A 21429-nucleotide genomic window follows, 5' to 3' on the forward strand; every position below is an offset into this window, starting at 1 on the left:
TCAGGCGGCGGATTTGTCGTGCCCCGCCGCCTCGTCTGGCGCTCTGGGTCGGGCTGAGCATAGCCGACCCCTTTGCCGTACTAGCGGTTGCCTTTGGTCAGCTCACGCTTCATCTCGATGATGGTTTTGTAATCATCGACCGTGGCTGGGCCGATGTGTTGCTTACCACCCACCGCCTTCACGAAGCAGGCGTGGTCTTCCTTATCCAGTTTTTGCACCGCCGCGATAAGCTTCGTTTTCAGATCCGCCGGCAACGCATTGCTCACCAACACCGGGCCGTTCGGGATCAACGGCGATTGCCAGATGATACGGATTTGCTTCATCAAATCAGGATGATCCATGCGAATCAGCCGGCCGAATGCGCCGCTGGTGTAACCGCTGTTGTAATCGCCGATCATTGATGCCCACGTCACTGCGCCATCGAACTGGCCGTTCAGTACCCCGAGAATGTCCTGCTCATGGCCGCCGGAGAAGGTCACGCTGGAAAAGAAGTTGTTGTATTTATTGTCCGGCGAGCCGCCGAATTTTTCTTTAAACGCATGGTTGGGGATCAGGTAGCCGGAGGTGGAATCCGGGTCGGCAAAACCGAACGCTTTGCCTTTCAGATCTTCCAGCTTCTGGTACGGGCTGTCCGCCTTGACCACCACCACCGAGTGATAACCGCGCGACTGGTCGGCGTCATCCACCACGATACCCATCACGTCCACCGCGTTCGGATCCTTGATGTAGACCGAGGCGAACGAGGACGGCGACATGCTCAATACCAGATCGATCTTCTTGCCCAGCAGCCCCTGGATCACCCCAGCGTAATCGGAAGCATTGCGCAGCTGGGTATCCACCTTCAGTTCTTTGTCCAGAAACTGTTTCACACACTGGTTATCGCCGATCTGCTGGGTCGCATTCTGGCCGCCCAGAATTCCCAGGTTCAGCTCCCGCGGCGCAGCCTGGGCAAAAGAACCGGCGGTCAGTACCGCACCTGCCAGCAGCGTAGTCATCACGATATTTTTCTTCATGGGTTCTGCCTGTTGTTATGGAGTGTTTAACGAGTCATTAAATGACAAGGGGGTGTAAAAAATCAGTGAACCTGATGGATCTCGTCGCCGTACAGCGTTTGCAGCAGACCGTCGGTCAGTTCGGATGGTGCGCCGTCAAAAACGATGCGCCCTTGCGCAATACCGATAGCGCGAGTGCAATAGCTTTTGACCAGCTCGACCGAATGCAGATTGACGACCACGGTAATGCCGTTGTCGCTGACCTGACGCAATACATCCATAATGCGGCGGGTGTTTTTCGGATCGAGAGAGGCGACCGGCTCATCCGCCAGCAGGATGCGCGGGTTCTGCATCAGCGCACGGCAAATGGCGACGCGCTGCATCTGGCCGCCGGAGAGATGCTCCGCGCGCTGCAACGCCTGCGGCAGTAGGTTCATCCACTGCAACAGCCCGATGGCGTGGGCGCGGTCTTCGTCGGAAAACAGCTTGAAAAAGGATTTGATCGTGGAGGTTTGGCTCAGGCGGCCCAGCAGCACGTTGGTCAGCACATCCAGACGCGGCACCAGACAAAAATCCTGGAAAATCATGCCGCACTCGCTGCGCCACTGGCGCATGTCGCGTCCGCCAAGTTGCAGAATGTCCTGCTCGTCGTGCGCATCGCGATAACGCAGGATCTGCCCGGCGTTGGCCGGCAGGGTACCGTTCATCACATGCAGCAGGGTGGATTTCCCGGCGCCGGAACGGCCAATCACCGCCACCATTTCCCCGGCACACAGATCAAAACTGATGTCATCCAACACCGGGTTGCGCTGTCCCGCGTAAGTCTTACCTAACTGACGCACCGACAGGACTTTGTTCGGCGCGAACACCCGATGTTCAAACTGCGGGCTGACTTCAGGTTCCAACAGTGCGTGTGCCATTTGCGTGCTCTCGATAACCCAACAATGGCTGTTATTAAGAGCACCGCAGATGAAAATTTGATGACGGGTTTATGATTAAAAAATGAACTCACGAACATGTCAGCCGTTGCTGCCGCCACGCGATGAGGGCGTTTACGCCGGCTCCCCGAAACGCATTCTGAGCGCGTCGACAACGCTTTTAATTTTAACGGTCTGCCGCCGCCCGGCCGGCACCAGCACATGCATAGGGCGAGCAGGTCCTTCATACTCCGGCAACACCTGAACAAGACGCCCTTGCCGCATCTCTTCGCGCAGCACATCTTCAGGGCCTAACGTGACGCCATATCCCTCTATCGCGGCATGTAGCAATGCCTTCCAGTCATTTGAGCGGAATCGGCCTTGCGGTCTGACTTCTTCGGTCTTGCCCGCGCGATGGAACACCCAGCGGCAAGGGGCGGCGGGCGACCATATTCCGTAAACGAGGCAAGCGTGACGTGCGAGATCAGCCGGTACCGACGGTAAACCTGCGCGCGCAACATAGCCCGGCGAGGCGCAGGCGATTAAACGGTAAGGCCGCAACGGCCACGCTAGCATTGAACTGTCGGCCAGTTCACCCAAGCGAATGATGACTTCAAAACCCTCTTCAATCGGGTCAACCAGGCGATCACTCAACGTCAGTTCCACCTGCGTATCCGGATAATTTCCGAGATAATGCGTAAGAAAAGGGGCCAGAGTATACGAGCCAAATGTCACCGGCGCGTTTATCCGAATAACACCGGAAGGCGTGGTCTTCATGTCCAGCACAATAGCATCGGCGGCTTCTGCTTCAGCCAGCACTATCCGACACCGTTCATAATAATTGCGGCCAATATCGGTCAGGCTCTGGCGGCGCGTGGTGCGATTGAGCAATCTGACGCCGAGCCGCGCTTCCAGCCAGGCCACATGTTTCGCGACCATTTGCGCAGAGAGATTCAACACCTCGGCCGCCGCGGCAAAAGAGCCCAGCTCCGCCGCCTTCACAAAAACGTTCATGCTGGTCAGCCTATCCACCATTCCCTCCATTTTGTTGTTTATCTATCTCTTATATTGCGATTTATCTCCAATTAGTAGGGAACTATTTTATGGTTATCTCAACACGAAAAAGGAAAAAAAGATGAAAATCGGCATTATCGGCGCAGGTTTCGTCGGACGGGCAATAGCAACACTCGCCATTAAAAACGGCCATCAGGTGATGCTCAGCAATTCACGCGGCCCACAGACGCTGTTCAGTCTCCGGCCGATGGTTGGCTGCGACGTTGGCACCGCCGCCGAAGCCGCCATTTTTGGCGATATCGTCGTTATCGCGGTTCCCCTCTCGGCGATAGGCCAGCTTCCCGTGGCGGAACTCCGGGGAAAAACGGTGGTGGATGCCGTTAACTACTATCCCGAACGCGATGGGCAGGTTGAGGCACTGGACAGACTGGAAATCACCACCAGTGAACTTCTGGCCGGCTATTTGCCCAGTGCGCTGATAACAAAAGCATTTAACGCCATCCCCATGACACAACTCGAAAGCGACGGCCTCCCCTCTGGCGCACCGACGCGCCGGGCACTACCGCTTGCCGGAGATGATGCGACAGGTAAACGGCGGGTCGCCGAACTCTATGACGCTTTTGGTTTCGATGTCGTTGACGCAGGCGCTCTCGCCGAAGGATGGCGCTTTGAGCGGGGCACGCCGGCTTATTGCGTACGGATGACCAAAGAGACGCTGAGCGCGGCGTTGAAGAATGCTCAACGCAGTGACGTCGCGGTTTCCGGCAGATGACGCCGCCGCAATACCGCGACACGCCTATTCCGCAACCGATTCAGGCTAGATATCCGCTCGACTGACGTCTGAGCAGGAACCGACGTCATCCTCCCGTCTCGGCGTATTCAGTTGCGGTTTTCGTCGCTACGGGTTGATCCACGCGCCATCGGCCGCCGCACCCACCCCGTCTGGCAAGTCGTTTTGCATCAGCCAGGCGTCGGTGTCGTGGCTGATGTGGGTCAACCAGGTATGTCTCGGTTGCAACCACTCACGCACTTGCAACACCGTATTCAGGTCGCTGTGGTTAAGCGGCGGTTTGTCGCACGGCGGCTGGGTGCAATCCATCACCATGTGGTCGAGCCGTGTGCCGCGCAGAAAATCCAACGTGTCATCCGGCAGGCCGCCGGTGTCGGTCAGGTAAGCTACCGCGTGATTGTCCGCTTCCAGCAAATAGCCAAAGGTGGGTCTGGAATGATGAAGCGGTAATGCGGTTACTCGTAATGCGCCCATCGCTACAGTTTGAAACGGCGTCATCGCCGGCTGAAAATCCAGCCGCCGCGGATGTTTGTACAAGTCATCGCACCCGTGTTCATCCGGTGGGCCGAACACCGGGATACGATCGCCGATGCCCCAGCGCAGCGAAAACAGCCCTTGCACATGGTCAACGTGGTAGTGCGTCAGCAAAATGCGCCGAATCTCGTTGACGCCAAAGCGCTGCTCCAATTGCGTGACGCCGGCATCCAGCAACGTCACCTCACCGCCACACCGAATCAACAGGCTGCTCGGCCCGCGCCGAAAGCGCGGATCCCGCCGCGCGCGTTCGCAAGCCATGCAGTCGCAACCGGTCAGCGGCACCTGCTGCGCGTCGCCGGTCCCCATAAACATCAGTTCCATAGCCGTAGCTCCACTGTTAAGACGATTGACCAATCGCCGTGACGCCGGGAAAAACCCCCCTCCCTCGCTTAAGGAGGGCGTTGGTCAGCAATCTGACTTTTCAGCCTCAGCCGCCAACAGGGTGTGAAACGCCAGCAACGTTTGCGCCAGCGCGCCATCATTATTCAACCGGCGGTACGCCGTCGGGATAGGCATGGCACCCGATCGCGCTAAACGCCGCGCCATCTGCTCTTCGCTTTCCCGCCCGCGTGCACGCAAACGCTGCGCCAGTACCTCCGGCGATACCTGTAGGCATACCGGCAATAAACGCTCGCCGTAGCGCGCTTGCGCCTGCTGATGATGAAAACGGGAGCCGTTGACCACCACATCCAGCCCGGCGGACAGCCACGCATCAATCTCAATGCCGATGGCGTAATGGTACTGGTGCGCCTGCCAGTGCAGCGCGAACAGGCCGCACTCGCGGCGATACGCAAACTCCGCTTCGCTCAGGGCGACATGGTTTTCGCCGCCCGCCGATGCAGACCGGGTGATGTAACGGTGCGCCACCAGCAGGTGCGTCGGGTTCGTCCGCCGCAAAGCTTCCAGCAAAGCATCTTTGCCGGCGCCGGAGGCGCCCGTCAGCCAGATCAGCCGCGCCATCAGAACACCTGCCTGCCCTGCGCCCAGACATGACGCACCCGTATCTGGCCGTGCGGCGCGTGCGCCAGCACCAGATCCGCCCGCAACCCTTCGGCGATACGCCCCCGATCGCCAAGCCCGATCGCCCGCGCCGGGTTGGCGCTGACCATCGCCGCCGCCTGCGGCAACGTAAAGGCATTGCTCTCGTCTTCCGCCAGCCGAAACACCGCATCCAGCAGGCTGGCGGGGTAGTAATCCGACGACAGGATATCCAGCGCCCCCAGCGCCGCCAGCCGGGACGCCGCCACGTTGCCGGAATGGGAGCCGCCGCGCACGATGTTCGGCGCCCCCATCAAGACCTGCATGGCATGTTGATGCGACAGACAGGCCGCTTCCTCGGTGGTGGGAAACTCGGCGATCGCCGAGCCCAGCGCCAGCGACTCGCGCACATGCGCCTGGGTGGCGTCGTCATGGCTGGCCAGCGCGACGCCGCGCGCCCGACAATGGGCGGCGATCGCCTGCCGGTTGGGCTGCGACCAACGTGCCGATAATGCGCACTGCTCCGCTTCGAACGCATCCATTTGCGCGTCGTTCAGGTGGTACTTGCCCTGATAATACTCACGATACTTTTCCGGCGTGGCGAACTGGCGCTGCCCCGGCGAGTGATCCATCAGCGACACCAGCCGGAGTTCCGGCAGATCCATCAGGTTCTCGAACAGCGGCAGCGTGGATTCGTGCGGCAGTTCGCAACGCAGATGGATCAGATGCTGCGCCCGGTTTAGCCCCTGCTGCTGGCTGTGCACGATGGCATCCAGCATCCGACGCAGGTTTTCCAGCCGATGGCCGCCGTCGCGCACATCCCCCACCGCCACCGCATCCAGCACGGTGGTGATGCCGCTGGCGACAATCAGCGCATCGTGGCTGCTCATTGCCGAATGCGCCGGCCAGTCCACCTTCGGGCGCGGCATAAAAAATTTATCCAGATTATCGGTATGCAGTTCCACCAGCCCCGGCAGCAGCCAACCGCCTTCGCCGTCCAGCGCCTGCGGCAACCGGCTGGGGGTATCGGCCAGCGTGCGAATCATGCCCTGATGACACTCCAGCGAGCCGGTGACGACTTCGTTGTCCAGCACCAGCCGAACGTTGTTAATGATCATGCTTTCGATTCCTGTGTTACGGGGGCCATCACATGGAGCCGGTTCGCCACCCGCTGCCGCACCGCGTCGTCGTGGAAGATCCCCACCACCGCCGCGCCACGGCCACAGGCCTCTTCGATCAACGCCACCACCGCATCGCGGTTGGCGGCATCAAGAGAGGCGGTGGGCTCATCTAGCAGCAGCAGTGCAGCGTCGGCGATAAACCCGCGGGCGATGTTGACCCGCTGCTGCTCACCGCCGGAAAAAGTGGACGGCGCCAGCCCCCACAATCGGGACGGCACGTTAAGCCGGGTCAACAGCTCGGCTGCCCGTGCTTCGCATTCCGCACGCGGCACGCCGCGTTCCAACAACGGCTGCATCACCACCTCCAGCGTAGGAATCCGCGGGATCACCCGCAAAAACTGGCTGACCCAACCGATGGTGTCGCGCCGTACCGCCAGCACCTGCCGCGCCGGCGCCGCGACCAGATCCACCCACCCGCCGCGATGACGCACCCAGACATGCCCGCTGTCCGGCTGGTAGTTGGCGTACAACGCACGCAACAGGGTGGACTTACCGCTGCCGGAATGGCCGTGCAACACCACACACTCGCCCGCGTTGACCGTCAGGCTGGTTTGGTGCAACACCGGCAGATGAACACCGTGTTGGTTGTGCAATACAAAGGTTTTACTCAGATTTTCAACGCGCAGTTGCGTAGTCATGGGTTCCGTTGCTCCTTATTCAGCCCAACACGGACGACACCAGCAGTTGCGTATACGGGTGGTGGGGGTCGTCCAGCACCCGGTCGGTCAGGCCGCTTTCCACGACGACGCCCCCGCGCATCACCAACAGCCGGTGCGCCAGCAATCGCGCCACGCCGAGGTCGTGGGTGACAATCACCACCGCCAGCCCCAGATCGCGCACCAGATTGCGCAGCAGATCCAGCAGCCGCGCCTGTACCGACACATCCAGCCCGCCGGTGGGCTCGTCCATAAACACCAGCTTCGGGTGCGTCACCAGATTGCGGGCGATCTGCAGCCGCTGCTGCATGCCGCCGGAAAACGTGGTCGGCAGGTCGTCGAGCCGGGATAGCGGGATCTCCACCTCCTGCAGCCACGCCCCGGCCTGACGACGAATCTCCCCATAATGTCTTGCCCCCACCGCCATCAGGCGCTCGCCGATATTGCCGCCGGCCGACACCTGCGGCCGCAGCCCGTCGAGCGGATACTGATGCACCACGCCCCATTCGGTACGCAGCAACCGGCGACGCTCGCTCTCGCCCATGGCGTACACATCGCGGCCCAGATAACGCACGCTTCCCTGCTGCGGCGTCAACCGGGCGGACAGCGCTCTGAGCAACGTGGTTTTGCCGGAACCGGATTCGCCGACGATCCCCAGCACCTCGCCGGGGTAGAGATCGAACGACACTGCACCGAACCCTTTGCCGGGCGCATAGAAATGCGTCAGGTTATCCACCTGCAACAGCGACGTTTCGTCCAGCCTGTCCGGCAGGACAGTATCAATGTTCATGGCGCGTCTCCTCCTGGCGTTGACGGCAATAATCGGTATCGGAACAGACGTACATGCGATGGCCTTGATCGTCCATCACCACCTCGTCGAGGTAGCTGTCGCGCGAGCCGCACAGCGCACAGGGCTGATCCCAGTGCTGGACGCTGAACGGATGATCATCGAAATCCAGACTTTCGACGCGGGTGTAGGGCGGCAGCGCGTAAATACGCTTCTCGCGCCCGGCGCCGAACAGTTGCAGCGCGGGCATCATATGCATCTTCGGGTTATCGAATTTGGGGATCGGCGACGGATCCATGATGTAGCGATCGTTGACCCGTACCGGGTAGGCGTAAGTGGTGGCGATGTGGCCGAAGCGGGCGATATCTTCGTACAGTTTCACCTGCATCACGCCGTATTCTTCCAGCGCATGCATTTTGCGGGTTTCGGTTTCCCGCGGCTCGATAAAGCGCAGCGGTTCCGGGATCGGCACTTGATATATCAGAATCTGATCCTCACGCAATGGCGTTTCCGGAATGCGATGGCGGGTCTGGATCAGCGTCGCCGCCGTGGTGCTCAACGTCGTGGCCGCACCGCTGACCCGCTGGAAAAAGCGCCGGATCGACACCGCGTTGGTGGTGTCGTCGGCGCCCTGATCGATGACTTTCAGCACATCCTGCTCGCCGATCAGGCTGGCGGTCAGTTGGATGCCGCCGGTACCCCAGCCGTAAGGCATCGGCATTTCCCGCCCGCCGAACGGTACCTGATAACCGGGGATCGCCACCGCCTTGAGCATGGCCCGGCGGATGCTGCGTTTGGTTTGTTCATCCAGATAGCCGGGGTTGTAACCATCAAGCTGCGCCATCGTCACCCTCCTGATGTTGCTGGCGCAGTCGGCGCAACAGCGCCAGCTCCGCCTGAAAATCGACGTAGTGCGGCAACTTGAGGTGCGACACAAACCCCGCCGCTTCCACATTATCCGCATGAGACAGCACGAATTCGTCATCCTGCGCCGGGCCTTGCACCGCTTCCTGATACTCCGCCGCCTGCAATGCCCGATCCACCAGCGCCATCGCCATCGCCTTGCGCTCCGCACGGCCGAACACCAGCCCGTACCCCCGGGTAAAGTGCGCCGGCGCATCATCAGGCTGAACAAAGCCGTTCACCATTTCACACTCGGTCAGCAGGATTTCGCCGATCTCCAGCGGGAACCCCAGCTCTTCCGGCGCCACCTCCACCGTGACGTACCCGGTGCGGATTTCACCGGCAAACGGATGGTTGCGGCCGTAGCCGCGCTGGGTGGAATAGCCCAGCGCCAGCAAAAAACCCTCGTCGCCGCGCGCCAGCTGTTGCAATCGGGCGCAACGCGGCGCCGGATAGGCGGGCGGTTCGCGCGTGACATCCACCGGCTCACGGCCGTCGTCCTCCTCCACCGCCGCCAGCCCCTCCGCCGTCAGCAACGAAAACAGATGCGGACACGGCTCCGGCAGCGGTTGTTCCGCCAGCTCGACCGACGGTGTTTCGCCTTCCGCCAGCAGAGCGAAATCCAGCAGCCGATGGGTATAGTCGTAAGTCGGCCCCAGCACCTGCCCGCCGGGCAGATCCTTGTAAACCGCCGAGATACGCCGCTCGATGCGTTGTTTACGGGTATCGAGCGGTAGGCTGTCCGCCAGACGCGGCAGTGTGGTGCGATAAGCGCGCAGCAGGAAAATCGCCTCGACCAGATCGCCGCCCGCCTGTTTGATCGCCAACGCCGCCAGCGACCGGTCGTAAATACCGCCTTCGGTCATCACCCGATCCACCGCCAACCCCAGCTGTTGGTCTATCTGCGCCGTTTGTAATGCCGGCAGATTGTCATCGCCCCGGCGCAGTCGCGCCTGCAACCGGTGCGCGGCCTCAATAGCCTTTTCACCGCCTTTCACCGCGACATACATCAGCACACCTCCACTTGCGTAGTGCGGGGCAACGCCAACAGCGACGCGCCGCAAGTCAGGATAACGTCCAGCCCGGCGGGAAAAGCATGCGGGCGAGAACACCAGTAATCCAATACGGCTACCGGCAACTGCGGCGCTATCATCCTTGCTTGCGCCAGCCCCGGCCCGGTCAAGCGCAACGGTAGCCCCCCCGCCAGATCATCGACTTCCAGCACCAGCGTGGTACTCCGTTCCGGCGACAGCTCATCGCCGGGATTGAAACTTGCCAGCGGTTGCTGGCTATTCACGCCAAGCACGGCGAACTGCGCCTGCGCCGGCGATGTCAGTTGGACGCCGGTGTAAAAACGCAGGCTGGTAACGACGTCGTCCTGCGCCAGACGCGGCTCCAGCCACAGCGGCGTTTCATGATCCACCAGCGTCAGCAGTACCGCCGTCGCCGCCGGCGACAGTGCGCCCCAACCGATGTGATGATGCAGCGTCACCGTTTCTCCCGGTTCGCTCATCGCTTTGAGCAGGCGGCGAAAAACCTGCTGGGCGTCGCGATGTGCATCGGCGAACCCCGCCTGTATGGCGTCTGATTGCGCTACGGTCATGCGTTATCCCCTCGTACCAGCGTAAAAAAGTCCACCCGGCTGGCGGCGACTTCCCGCGCACGTTGTTGCAAACGTTCGGCCCGATCGGCGGCCAGCGGCGCAATCAATTGCTGGTGGAGCGCCCCGCTCTCACCCTGCTGCAACAGTAGCCCATCAATCAGCGCGCACAGCTCGGCGTGCGGTTTGTCGCGCCCCATGACGTAGCTGTAACCGCAGGTGCCGTCATCCAATCGAATGACCGCCCGGGTGATAGTCATATCGCCCAGCACAAAACGTGAGCCGGTACCGCCCATGCGACCTTGCAGTCTGGCCAGGCCGATTTCCGGCGCCCGCACGGTTTGCCAAGCGGGATGGAGCCCCAGTTGCCGCCATCGATGGCGTAATTGCGCCGGGTCGCTATGCGCCAGCACCGAGAGCCAGCGTTGTCTTGCGGTTTGCATCGTCATTCAGTGCTCCATGGTCAGTTCAATCATGTCGGCGCGCGTCAGGCTGATGGAATATTCCGCCACCCGATCGCTGCCGGTGCAGGTATTCAACGTGCGAATGCACATCACCGGCGTCTGCGGGGGGATTTCCAACAGTTGCCGTTCCCGTGCTTGCGCCTGACGGGCGCTGATGCGGGTTTGACGCCGGGTCAACGGTTGGTGTAATTCACGCGCGAGGAAATCGTGCAGCGAGCCGCTGCGGAAATGCTGTAATACGGGCCACCAGCGCAGTTCCGGCAGATAGTGGTCAATCACGCATACCGGCGAGCCATTGACCCGGCGCAACGTGCGCAAATGGATAATCTCCTCGCCATCCCGACACCCCAGCGCAGCGGCAATCGCCGCCTCGGCCAACACACACTGCGCCGACAGACGTTCACTGGTGGGATGGCTGCCCTGTTCCAGCAAGTTCTGGCTGAAGCGGGCCTGCGCGTGCAGCGGATAATCATACGGGCGCATCAGTACCAGAGTGCCGACGCCGCGCCGCCGCTGTACCAACCCTTTGTTCACCAGTTCATCCACCGCCCGCCTCAGCGTGTGGCGGTTAACGTCATAACGTGCCGCCAGTTGTTGCTCCGACGGCAGATAGTCGCCGCCGCGATAATGGCTGTGCAGTTCTTCTTCCAGCTGGCGGGCGATCGCTTCGTATAGCGTGGTCGGATGTCTAGACAACACGTCCATAAAAAAAACTCCTGATAACAGGGAAACCTGCTCCACCGGACGAACAAGGCGCAGGAAAGCGTGGCAAAGGACGATTACCCCCCGTATCGCGACAACCCTATATCTTCACCGGCGAGCGACAACGGCGTCAGGGGTTTCACGTTTATCGATAAAAAACGAGGAGTTAACGGTGTTTATGGTGACGGAGAAATATGACAACGCAGTGAAGACAGGATGGCGGAGAGATGAATAAAAAAAGACCAGACAGGTATTCGGCATGCCAACAGCACGAGATAGCGTTTAGACAGGATGTCCGCAATGGCAGTGCCGTGGAAATCATCAACATAAATAAAGCCGTATCGCTTGCTGTATCCCTGGTGTGTGCTGACCCCATCAATCTCAGCCCAGGGAAGTAGCCCATGAGTTCTACGCCGACGGCAATAGCCAGCCAGCCGCATTAGCTCAATATGAGCATGAAGAAACGTAATCAGGCCGGGTTTATCTCTCCATTACCGTCCGGGATCACCCGAGACCAGGAGAGAGAAAAGCGATACGCTTTCAGCCCCATTTCAGCCATCAGTGCAACATCCTTTTCAAACCGATGATAGTGATCGCTGGCAATACGAAAATCTGCCGTTCCGTGCGAATGACTAAGCATGTCAACGACGGAAGGCCCTGTTCTATCCTCATCCCACGCCCTTCGACGTGGTACGCTCCCCAGAGAAACCCGGCAGGGAATGTGGCCGTTTTCTGATAGAAAATGCAACGTGCCCCTCGTGGAAGTACGACATGAGTTCGTCACCGTAGTTGAGCGCTTGAACGCTGGTTGTCTGAATTTCACTGTCCGCGCTACTGTTGATCGCCACGACCGAGGTGATCTGTAGGTAATAAGCCTGTGCATGATATTCATCGGATCAGCGCCAATAAAAGCAGGCAGCGCCGCCGCAAACTGCATTCACATCGGCTCCCGGCAGAGGTTTTTTTCACCCGAATCCCTCACCGGAGTAAATTCATCGGGTACCTTTCTGCCACTCGCATGATGGGGGTATGAATTATAGTAATTCAGGCCTATTCCATTCGGCAGAAACACAAAATTCATACAACTCTTTTTTTGAATTTCTCTTCCTGACTATTTTCGAACTTACATTGTCATAACCTAAAATGCGCAGTGATTGCTCAAAAAGTTTGTCAGAATCCACCTTCACGCCATAAAAGCTTGAATTCCCGACAACATAATCCAATTTTGCACCTTTTGATAAAATATTCCGCAGTGAACTAAAATGCCGATGCATATCAAAGAAATATTTATGCACATATCTGCTCATCAGGTTTGCATGCTTATCATCTTTATTATTGATATCTTCACAGACATCAATAAGTATATCGGGTAGTGATATATCTGACGGTGCCCAATCTTTTAATTTAGAGGTTGCACTTCCCCACGTTCCGCCAATAGCTTTCCAATCTAATTCAGCAGCTTCTTTCGACTCATTCAGGAACTTTGTCCAATACATATATGGACGGAGTTCCCGGATATAACTCATTCGGTTAGGGTAAGGAGGCGAGGTTATAACATGATCAAACAGCATGTTTTGACCATTTTGATCAATCTCTCTCGCGTCACAACGAATGACCCTGGCTTGACAGTGAGTCATGGTGTTAGTCGCAGAGAATAGACTCTTTATGATCATCTGGAAAAGACCCACAACCTCTTGATGATCATGATGAACCGTGTCGATATTAAAAGACATCGATACATGATTAAATGCTGCTGAAGACGTTTCAATGATCAATCGACAAAAACCGATCCAAATCAGACTATGATATTGATTCAATGCATTCGGCTCACCGATTTCATGAACCATTGCTGAGCGTAATGCAGCCAAACTGGCTAATGTATCCTCATTCCACCATCGGTTAATATTATGAATATCGGGAGTCCAATTTTTTTCACCCAAAAAATCATTTGATTTACTAATAATTTCCTGAGCACATTGATACGCTTCATCCAAAAATGACTGTTCAAAAGTAGCCAGTTTAGTATTACCAAACCAAATTAAAAACGGATTTATATCGCAAAGCAAAGCATCATACCCTTGCTCAAGAGAACATAACCCCGTCGTTGCGGTTCCCGAAAATGGATCTAATATTCTCTTACCTTTTTCGGTATTTAAAATTAATTCTTCAACCAGTTTTACAGAATACGCAGGAGTAAGCCGCAACCATCCATGTCGACCCTGGTTTTTATTATATTTAAAAGTATATTGACTACATTTTGATACTTTTTCGCTGTTCATCGTGCGCTCAACAATGTTGATAAAATACTGTTCATTTCATTTTTTATTCTGTCGGAGTTTCTCAAGAAAAAGCCTGACAAATCATAACCTAATACATTTTTTATAAAAGAAAACAGCGATAGATACTCATCGGCTTCGCTTTCATGCACCCCCGTCAGAATACCACACCGATTATTAACATAACGATAGACAAGATCTTTATCAATTTGAGATGAAAAAATCGCAAATATAGGAAGGTACCCACTCGCCCAGGCGACAGTGGCATTATCTATATCGCCATTTTGTCTTTTGCTATCCTTACTTTTGTAACCCTGCCTGACTTCAAAAACAACCCCATGTAATGGCGGAGTCACATCAATCCGTTGGCAATATTCCGTCATCCATTCTTTCACTCGTTTTTTTACGAATAAATTTTTTATTTCGTCTAATTCAAGACGACCATCCAGATAAAGGGTTTTACTTTTCCCGCTACCTGCACGGGTCTCATAGGACCAATTAGAATATTTAGCATCGCCATAAAGACAACTATCCATAATAATTCGTCTAAATAGCTTTTCACAACCGAGACCAATCTGTCTGTAAACAGATGTCATTCCTCCGGCCGCTTTATGGGCTGAATACATAAGGTCACTATCAATACCAATCCAGGAATAAAAGGGGTCACTTCCATAAAGGCTTTTAAACCCACTAAGATCCACCCCATTAACATCATTAATCCCAAATTTAGGTTTATAATCCTTACATTTCCTCACTGGCGCCATAAATAATTCAAAATAAGCATCATCATAATCACTTTCATCTTGGCAGCTATCAGCGATAACTTTCACCCCGACAATTTTCATTTATTCTTATCCCAACCCGGAAAATTAATCTTTATATATTAACATTTACAGATATAAAACACCAGTTTTACGCCTAATTCGTAGATTAAGCATAGATAAAACGCATACACTCACATTTAAAAAAACAGAGCGAAACAGTAAATGAAAATATCGATAAATACCAAATCTGCCATCACCCACATTATTTATAGAGAGGCATAAAGCATCTACCTTATTGATTAATATAAACACAAAAGATATAAAAACCCTACCAACCCGAACAAAAATAAAACAACACAGATGAATAACAATACTATTCTGAATATATGGGCCGCACGCAACCTCAATGAGGTCAACGGGAAATTCAATGGCAGGTCGTTAAATATCTTAACCGGGAAAGATATGGCGGAATGAATTCAGACTGAAATACAAAAAAATCAGTAAAAGCAACCAAACTCAGCGAATATAATATTTCATTATTGCGCCGATACCCGAAAAACTTACCAAAAAAAGCCAGTCGAATAATCAGACTGGCTTGGCGTATCGGCTCAGCACCGGGCTGAACGCATATGACGGAATGTTCACTGTAGCGCAAATTCCATGTTGATGGGTTTAGGCTTGGCATCCTCCACCTGCACCGCCCTCAGCTTTGCCAGTGCGCGATCCGCTTCCTGCAATACGCGACAGCACTGTTCGTGGGTGATGGTTAATGGAGGTTCGATACGGATTGACTTCGCGTTATTCAACGTGCCGGCCACCAGCACACGGCGTTGGAACAGCTCGCTGGCAAACGCATAGCCAATTTCGTTTTCACGGAACTCAATGGCCTGCAACAGCCCCAGTCCGCGTGCTTCTACAATCAAGTCCGGGTACACCGCCGCCAGCCGTTGCAGGCCGGAAAGCAGGAACGCTCCCTGACGAGCAGCCTGTTCAGGCAGCTTGTCGCGCAACAACACGTTGATGGTCGCCAGCGCCGCCGCACATGCCATCGGATTACCGCCGAAGGTGGTGGTGTGCAGAAACGGGTTGTCGAACAGCACCGAGAAGACCTCTTCCGTCGCCACGGTGGCGCCGATCGGCATCACGCCGCCGCCCAGCGCTTTTGCCAGACACAGAATATCCGGTTCGACGCCATAGTGTTCACAGGCAAACATCTTGCCGGTGCGCCCCATGCCGGTCTGTACTTCATCCAGAATCAACAGCGCGCCAGTCTCATCACACAATGCCCGCACCGCCGGCAGATAGTGTTGTGGCGGCAGGTTAACACCGCCTTCGCCCTGAATCGGTTCCAGGATCACGGCGGCGATGCCTTCGCCATTGCGTTGACACTGCACAATCTGTTGCTTCATCGCATCGATATCGCCGAACGGGACGTGGTGAAATCCCGGCACCAGCGGCATAAATGGACGACGGAACATCGGCTTGGCGGTGGCGGAAAGCGCGCCCAACGATTTGCCGTGGAAAGCGCCATGTGTAGCGATAAAGCTGAACCGCCCGCGCGGCGACTGGTAAGCTTTCGCCAGTTTTAGCGCCGCTTCCACCGATTCGGTGCCGCTATTGCTGAAAAAACTGTACTTCAAGTTGCCGGGCGTGAGCGCCGCCAGCGTTTTCGCCAGCAGGGCACGCAGCGGATCCAGCAGTTCCTGACTGTGCAACGGTTGTTTGGATAACTGTTTTTCCACTGCGGCCACCACAGTGGGGTTACGGTGTCCAACGTTAAAGATGCCGTAGCCGCCCAGGCAATCGAGGTATTCGTTGCCCTGTACATCCAGCAAGGTATTCGGGCCGCTGGCGCGCCATTCGACGGCGCCATAGCCCCCGCCGGCAGTCACCGACTTACGGTATTCAAGAAAACCAGGATTGACGTAATCGCGGAAGGCGTGGAGGGTGTCAAGACTGAGCGCGTTCATGGCTTCTGGCGACAATGTATCGCTCATAATCCATTCAAGTGCCTGCTGAGAAGACTCTAGCGGGGTGAAATGTGGGGTTGAACTGGACAAAATGTGCTCCTTGTTTAACAGGTATCACAAGATACCAATCAAGTTTATGCACATATCGAGCCACTTGCTGACCGTACACCGCCGTATCAGCCAGGGTTTCAGAAAAGTCCTTCATAACATTAAGTAAACAAAACTAATCATTATGTGAAATAGTCACCTGGACATCGGGTTCAATCCGCTGCGATGGCCCGCAACATGCACCGTTTGCGGGCAGTTTGCTCCACAAAAAAGCAACGGTTGGGTGCATTCATCATCCCCCAGAAGCCGCCCCCGGCAACACGGCGCCCCTCACGACGGACGCATTGCCGGGCGCCGTTAATTAATGACGAATCATGATATGCCGCACTACGGTGTAATCCTCCAACCCGTAAATCGACATATCTTTGCCATAACCGGAAAGCTTCTGGCCGCCGTGCGGCATCTCGCTCACCAGCATAAAATGGGTGTTCACCCAGGTGCAGCCGTATTCCAGACAGGCCGCGACCCGATGCGCTCGGCCGACGTCGCCGGTCCAAACCGATGACGCCAGACCATAACGCGAGTCATTAGCCCAGGCCACTACCTGCGCTTCGTCGTCGAACGGGGTCAGGGAAATCACCGGCCCGAAGACCTCGCGCTGAACGATCTCGTCCTCCTGACGCGCATCCGCCAGCACGGTCGGCTGGAAATAGTAACCGCCGCCGGGAACACGCTCACCACCGGTAATCACCCGGATATGCGGCAACGCTTTCGCCCGTTCAACGGCTCCGGCTACCCGCTCCAGTTGCTCTGCGGTAATCAACGGCCCCAGTTCGGTATCGGGATCATTCGGATCACCAATTTTCAACGTGGATACCGCCTGGCCCAGCGCCTGCACCAATGGTTCATACACCGACCGCTGGACGTAAAGTCGGCAGGCGGCGGTGCAGTCCTGTCCGGCATTGTAGAAGCCGAAACTGCGGATGCCATCCACCACCTGCTGCAAATCCGCATCGTCAAACACGATGACCGGCGCCTTGCCGCCTAGCTCCATATGCGTGCGCTTCAACGTGGGTGCGGCATTACCGATGATATGCGCGCCGGTGGCGATCGAACCGGTCAGCGAGACCATACGAACCTTGTCATGCCCGGTCAGCGCATCGCCGATGTCTTTGCCACGCCCGAACAGGATATTAACCACCCCCGGCGGGAACAGATCCGCCAACAGACTGGCGAGATAAAAGGTGGTCAGCGGTGTTTGTTCCGCCGGCTTCAGCACCACACAGTTCCCTGCCGCCAGCGCCGGCGCCAGTTTCCAGGCCGCCATCATCAGCGGGTAGTTCCAGGGTGCGATGGATGCCACCACCCCGATGGGGTCGCGGCGGATCATCGAGGTGTGACCTTCCAGATACTCCCCCGCCGCCGAACCGTTCAGGCAACGCGCAGCGCCGGCAAAAAAGCGGAATACGTCCGCCACGGCGGGAATTTCGTCATTCAGCGCAGCATGAAACGGCTTACCGCAGTTGAGCGACTCCAGTTTCGCCAGCGCCTGTGCGTGCGCTTCGATGGCGTCCGCCAGTTTCAGCAACAGTGCCGCGCGGGTCTTCGGCGTGGTTTGCCCCCAATGGGCAAACGCCGCGTCGGCGGCGTTGACGGCAGCATCCACCTGCGCCAAATCCGCCTGAGCGATCGCCGCGATCGCCTCTCCGGTCGCGGGGTTAAATACGGTGTAAGGCTCACCGAGCCCAGCCACCAATTTCCCGTCAATCAACATGTTATTGTGCATACCTGTTTCCCTCTGAGGCCCATTCTGGTCAGGTGATATCACCGTCATACGTCTTCGCGTTATGGCAATGTCAGCGCCATGAGTATCCATGCCCTTGCCCCGTTGCAGCCGCTACACATCACGCGCGCATGCGGCCCGGCAACCTGAAAAGGCCGACGATAGCGGCCCTGCAACACGAAGAACATTGGGGTATGGGCAAGCAAAATATCTGCCAGATTGATTTAAATAGATCAGACGACGCAACGGGCGCTTGCCAGCACCATAAGAAACATAAAAGAAAAAAAACGACAGATGCCGGAACCTCTATTCAAAATAACCCGATCACGGGCTCAGCGGCCCGTCGTTACCCACCCGCTATACGCCGTCAGCCGCTTCCAGGCCTGCATAACCGTAGCGGGAAAATCGACATGCCCGATAAAACCGGCGCCTGATGGGCCATACCCATCGCGATCATCGTTAAGACGGCGAAGCTCGCCCAGCATCATGGCGATATAGCGCTCAACGTCCCATATACCTGGCAGTTGCCCCCCCATAATGACCGGTGCATCGCCAATCCTGAGCAAATGCGGAACAAACACCGGCCAACTGATGAAACGGCACGGCATTCCCTTTTTACGCCAATGAAACAGAAAGGTTTCAACCGTTCGCCGCTGCATCAGCGGATCCTGCACCAGAATAATGTTGCGCCATGTCCGCTGCCCATCACGCAGCAACTCACTACTGAAGTCGGCATTCTCACCACAGTTTCTGGAACGGGGCTCCATCAGAATCTGCGTTTCCTCCATACCAAACACCCGTCTGGCAATTGCGCTTAGCATCTCCGCTTCACACATGCCTGCAGTATCGATAGTTGTGGTCAAGGGGTTTTTCGCCATCGCTGTCTGCAACAATGCTGTCGAATGCCCGATGCCGCCGCTCAGTAGCACCGAGATGTTGATGGATTGAGCCAACGCCAATGCGCCCAAAATGTTGGGCAAGACCGCATGACCGGCCAGAATAAGACCATCAGGATTGATATGAGTAAGACCGGGCATGTCGTCTTGCGCCAGCCAGGTTGCCAGCGTATTCAGGTCAGTCATCATCGCGTCGGATAAGTGCATGGCGTCCTCGTTAACGGATATCCCCGTCATATCGTCGGGATTGTTATTATTGTAGCCAGGGAGGGTGTCAACGCCTGCAACGCCCTCCTGATCCGGTTAGACGTCCATCGAGGGTGCCAAACCGGCTTCAGCACGCGACGGACATCGGCCTAAGCGAATGCCGTGATGAGAAGCCGCAGCCCACATTAACCGACTACGGTGTTGGCTAATGTTTCACCTGCGACGACGTGTCTGCGGGTTGCGTTGCCGTGGAATCGGCATGCTGAACCATCACGTTAGCCTTACGCTGCAACAACGCTGCGGTGTACGGTTCCGCCCACCGCTCGGCAAAGCCATCGATCAACAATCCGACGCCCCCCGCAGTATCATAGAAAGCCACCGCGTCGGCCCGCAGGGTGGCGTACAGGGCGATGCGCCATAGCAAAACCGGGCCTGTAGCCCGGTCTGCCTAAAGCGTTGCGGCACTATTCTTGGCGGGCGGGGCGCGGTTCAACCTGCCGCGCCATCGCCTGTTCATATGCCCGCGCTTTTTCCGTGTCGAACTGCCCTTCCCATTTGGCGATGACCAGCACCGCCAGCGCATTGCCCACCACGTTCAGCGCAGTACGGGCCATGTCCAGAATACGGTCGACGCCCGCGATAAACGCCAGTCCCTCCAACGGAATGCCGACGCTGCCCAGCGTCGCCAGCAGTACGACGAAAGAAACACCCGGTACACCGGCGATCCCTTTGGAGGTGATCATCAGCGTCAGCACCAGCATCAGCTCCTGCCACAGGCTTAGGTCGATACCATAGAGCTGGGCAATGAAGATGGCGGCAATGCTTTGATACAGGGTCGAACCATCAAGGTTGAACGAGTAACCGGTCGGCACCACGAAGCTGGTGATGGCTTTCGGCGCGCCGTAGGCCTCCATCTTCTCGATGATGCGCGGCAGTACGGTTTCCGAGCTGGCGGTGGAGTACGCCAGCACCAGTTCATCCTTCAGGATACGAATCAGCGTCATGATGCGCAGGCGACAAATCCGCGCCACCGTGCCCAACACCACCAGCGCAAAGAACAGGATCGACACATACACCATCACTACCAGCTTCGCCAGCGGCCACAGCGAGGCGAAACCGAAGTTGGCGACAGTCACCGAAATCAGCGCAAATACCCCAACCGGTGCGTAGCGCATGATCATATTGGTGACGCGGAACATGGTTTCCGACGCGCTGCGAAACACGTTCAACAACGGATCGCGCTGTTCACGCGGCAATGAGGACAGCCCCAGACCGAACAGCACAGCGAAGAAAATCACCGGCAGCATGTCCCCTTTCGCCAATGCAGCGAAAATGTTGGGCGGGATCAGCGACATAATCGTCGCCACCAGACTATGCGAGCCGCTCTGCACCTGTTCGGTGGTCTTTTCATACTGGGAAATATCCACGCGGGTTAGCATCGACATGTCAATACCGTGACCGGGCTGGAAAATATTCGCCAGCGTCACCCCCAGCACAATCGCCAATGTGGTGATAATTTCAAAATAAAGAATGGTTTTCAGGCCGATACGGCCCAGTTTCTTGGCATCGCCCACCCCGGCAATCCCCACCACCAACGTGGTAATCACGATGGGTACGACGATCATCTTGATCAACCGGATAAAAATATCACCGGCCGGGCTGAGGATATTGCTGATCAACCACTGCTTGTCGGCAGGGTATTCATGCAAAAACGCCCCGACGGCAATACCGAGGATTAACGCGATGAGAATTTGCCATGCGAGGCTGACATTCTGTTTTTTCATCATAGGATCCATTGTCTGTGCTCCCTGCACCCCATCGACGGCATAACATTTGCCGCCACCGCATCGGCGCGATGCCGGGCGGCTGGATACAAAGGGGGAAGTATGAAGATCGGCAAGGCCGGTTATGTAACGCAGCCCGCCAAGGTACTGGTTGTTTTATTGCCCGGCCGACGTTATCGG

At 56.6% G+C, this 21429-nt stretch carries 21 protein-coding genes and 1 pseudogene; 1 reads left to right on the forward strand and 21 read right to left on the reverse strand.

Annotated elements, in window-relative coordinates; translation table 11 throughout:
• Positions 1–80 precede the first annotated feature (80 nt).
• From phnD to HEP82_RS11750, 3 genes are all read right to left on the reverse strand, one after another.
• Positions 81–1013 carry a phosphonate ABC transporter substrate-binding protein gene (gene phnD / locus HEP82_RS11740; protein WP_192458250.1) on the reverse strand — a complete coding sequence of 311 codons (933 nt, stop codon included), beginning with the start codon at positions 1011–1013 and terminating at the stop codon, positions 81–83.
• A 62-nt stretch (positions 1014–1075) separates the two neighbouring features.
• Positions 1076–1912, reverse strand: a complete 837-nt coding sequence (phnC, locus tag HEP82_RS11745; RefSeq protein ID WP_192458251.1) for a phosphonate ABC transporter ATP-binding protein — start codon at positions 1910–1912, stop codon at positions 1076–1078.
• Positions 1913–2044: 132 nt separating this feature from the next.
• A complete protein-coding gene (locus HEP82_RS11750) occupies positions 2045–2941 on the reverse strand; it encodes a LysR family transcriptional regulator (RefSeq protein ID WP_192458295.1) in 897 nt (298 codons plus the stop codon).
• Positions 2942–3044: 103 nt separating this feature from the next.
• On the opposite strand from HEP82_RS11750, the gene HEP82_RS11755 reads away from it, so the two are divergent.
• On the forward strand, positions 3045–3695 hold the full coding sequence (locus HEP82_RS11755; protein ID WP_192458252.1) for an NADPH-dependent F420 reductase: 651 nt from the start codon (positions 3045–3047) through the stop codon (positions 3693–3695).
• A gap of 126 nt (positions 3696–3821) precedes the next feature.
• On the opposite strand, the gene phnP is transcribed toward HEP82_RS11755, so the two are convergent.
• The 18 genes and pseudogenes from phnP to gltP all read right to left on the reverse strand — a co-directional run bounded on the left by phnP (position 3822) and on the right by gltP (position 21249).
• Positions 3822–4571 (reverse strand): phosphonate metabolism protein PhnP, encoded by a 750-nt coding sequence (phnP, locus tag HEP82_RS11760; protein ID WP_192458253.1) that lies wholly within the window; start codon positions 4569–4571, stop codon positions 3822–3824.
• Between the two features lie 84 nt (positions 4572–4655).
• Positions 4656–5210 (reverse strand): ribose 1,5-bisphosphokinase, encoded by a 555-nt coding sequence (phnN, locus tag HEP82_RS11765; protein WP_192458254.1) that lies wholly within the window; start codon positions 5208–5210, stop codon positions 4656–4658.
• Complete coding sequence (gene phnM / locus HEP82_RS11770) at positions 5210–6346, reverse strand: alpha-D-ribose 1-methylphosphonate 5-triphosphate diphosphatase (RefSeq protein WP_192458255.1); 1137 nt, start codon at positions 6344–6346, stop codon at positions 5210–5212. Before phnM ends, phnN begins: the two co-directional genes overlap by 1 nt.
• The gene (gene phnL / locus HEP82_RS11775) at positions 6343–7047 is read right to left on the reverse strand and encodes a phosphonate C-P lyase system protein PhnL (RefSeq protein ID WP_192458256.1); all 705 of its coding nucleotides are present in this window, start codon (positions 7045–7047) and stop codon (positions 6343–6345) included. Before phnL ends, phnM begins: the two co-directional genes overlap by 4 nt.
• A 19-nt stretch (positions 7048–7066) precedes the next feature.
• The gene (phnK, locus tag HEP82_RS11780; protein ID WP_192458257.1) at positions 7067–7855 is read right to left on the reverse strand and encodes a phosphonate C-P lyase system protein PhnK; all 789 of its coding nucleotides are present in this window, start codon (positions 7853–7855) and stop codon (positions 7067–7069) included.
• The gene (locus HEP82_RS11785) at positions 7845–8696 is read right to left on the reverse strand and encodes an alpha-D-ribose 1-methylphosphonate 5-phosphate C-P-lyase PhnJ (RefSeq protein WP_192458258.1); all 852 of its coding nucleotides are present in this window, start codon (positions 8694–8696) and stop codon (positions 7845–7847) included. Before HEP82_RS11785 ends, phnK begins: the two co-directional genes overlap by 11 nt.
• A complete protein-coding gene (locus HEP82_RS11790) occupies positions 8683–9765 on the reverse strand; it encodes a carbon-phosphorus lyase complex subunit PhnI (RefSeq protein ID WP_192458296.1) in 1083 nt (360 codons plus the stop codon). Before HEP82_RS11790 ends, HEP82_RS11785 begins: the two co-directional genes overlap by 14 nt.
• Entirely contained in the window at positions 9765–10358 is a 594-nt protein-coding gene (gene phnH, locus HEP82_RS11795; protein ID WP_192458259.1) for a phosphonate C-P lyase system protein PhnH, read from the reverse strand. The genes HEP82_RS11790 and phnH overlap by 1 nt, the downstream gene beginning before the upstream one ends.
• Positions 10355–10804: a phosphonate C-P lyase system protein PhnG gene (gene phnG / locus HEP82_RS11800; RefSeq protein ID WP_192458260.1), complete on the reverse strand. Its 450-nt coding sequence runs from the start codon at positions 10802–10804 to the stop codon at positions 10355–10357. The genes phnH and phnG overlap by 4 nt, the downstream gene beginning before the upstream one ends.
• The gene (gene phnF, locus HEP82_RS11805; RefSeq protein WP_192458261.1) at positions 10805–11524 is read right to left on the reverse strand and encodes a phosphonate metabolism transcriptional regulator PhnF; all 720 of its coding nucleotides are present in this window, start codon (positions 11522–11524) and stop codon (positions 10805–10807) included. It abuts the gene before it with no gap.
• 472 nt (positions 11525–11996) lie between these two features.
• Positions 11997–12265: pseudogene (locus HEP82_RS11815) on the reverse strand (family 1 glycosylhydrolase); the annotation flags it as partial.
• 290 nt (positions 12266–12555) lie between these two features.
• Complete coding sequence (locus tag HEP82_RS11820; protein ID WP_192458264.1) at positions 12556–13800, reverse strand: DNA adenine methylase; 1245 nt, start codon at positions 13798–13800, stop codon at positions 12556–12558.
• Positions 13797–14642: a hypothetical protein gene (locus HEP82_RS11825; protein ID WP_192458265.1), complete on the reverse strand. Its 846-nt coding sequence runs from the start codon at positions 14640–14642 to the stop codon at positions 13797–13799. Before HEP82_RS11825 ends, HEP82_RS11820 begins: the two co-directional genes overlap by 4 nt.
• 560 nt (positions 14643–15202) lie before the next feature.
• Positions 15203–16621 carry a putrescine aminotransferase gene (ygjG, locus tag HEP82_RS11830; protein ID WP_192458266.1) on the reverse strand — a complete coding sequence of 473 codons (1419 nt, stop codon included), beginning with the start codon at positions 16619–16621 and terminating at the stop codon, positions 15203–15205.
• Positions 16622–16940: 319 nt separating this feature from the next.
• Positions 16941–18365 (reverse strand): aminobutyraldehyde dehydrogenase, encoded by a 1425-nt coding sequence (patD, locus tag HEP82_RS11835; protein WP_192458267.1) that lies wholly within the window; start codon positions 18363–18365, stop codon positions 16941–16943.
• Between the two features lie 329 nt (positions 18366–18694).
• Complete coding sequence (locus HEP82_RS11840) at positions 18695–19465, reverse strand: YdcF family protein (RefSeq protein WP_192458268.1); 771 nt, start codon at positions 19463–19465, stop codon at positions 18695–18697.
• A 205-nt stretch (positions 19466–19670) separates the two neighbouring features.
• Positions 19671–19889: a hypothetical protein gene (locus HEP82_RS11845; protein ID WP_192458269.1), complete on the reverse strand. Its 219-nt coding sequence runs from the start codon at positions 19887–19889 to the stop codon at positions 19671–19673.
• A 40-nt stretch (positions 19890–19929) separates the two neighbouring features.
• Positions 19930–21249 carry a glutamate/aspartate:proton symporter GltP gene (gltP, locus tag HEP82_RS11850; protein ID WP_192458297.1) on the reverse strand — a complete coding sequence of 440 codons (1320 nt, stop codon included), beginning with the start codon at positions 21247–21249 and terminating at the stop codon, positions 19930–19932.
• Positions 21250–21429 lie beyond the last annotated feature (180 nt).

The organism is Musicola keenii, from assembly GCF_014855505.1.
In the GTDB taxonomy this organism is placed as follows: domain Bacteria; phylum Pseudomonadota; class Gammaproteobacteria; order Enterobacterales; family Enterobacteriaceae; genus Musicola; species Musicola paradisiaca.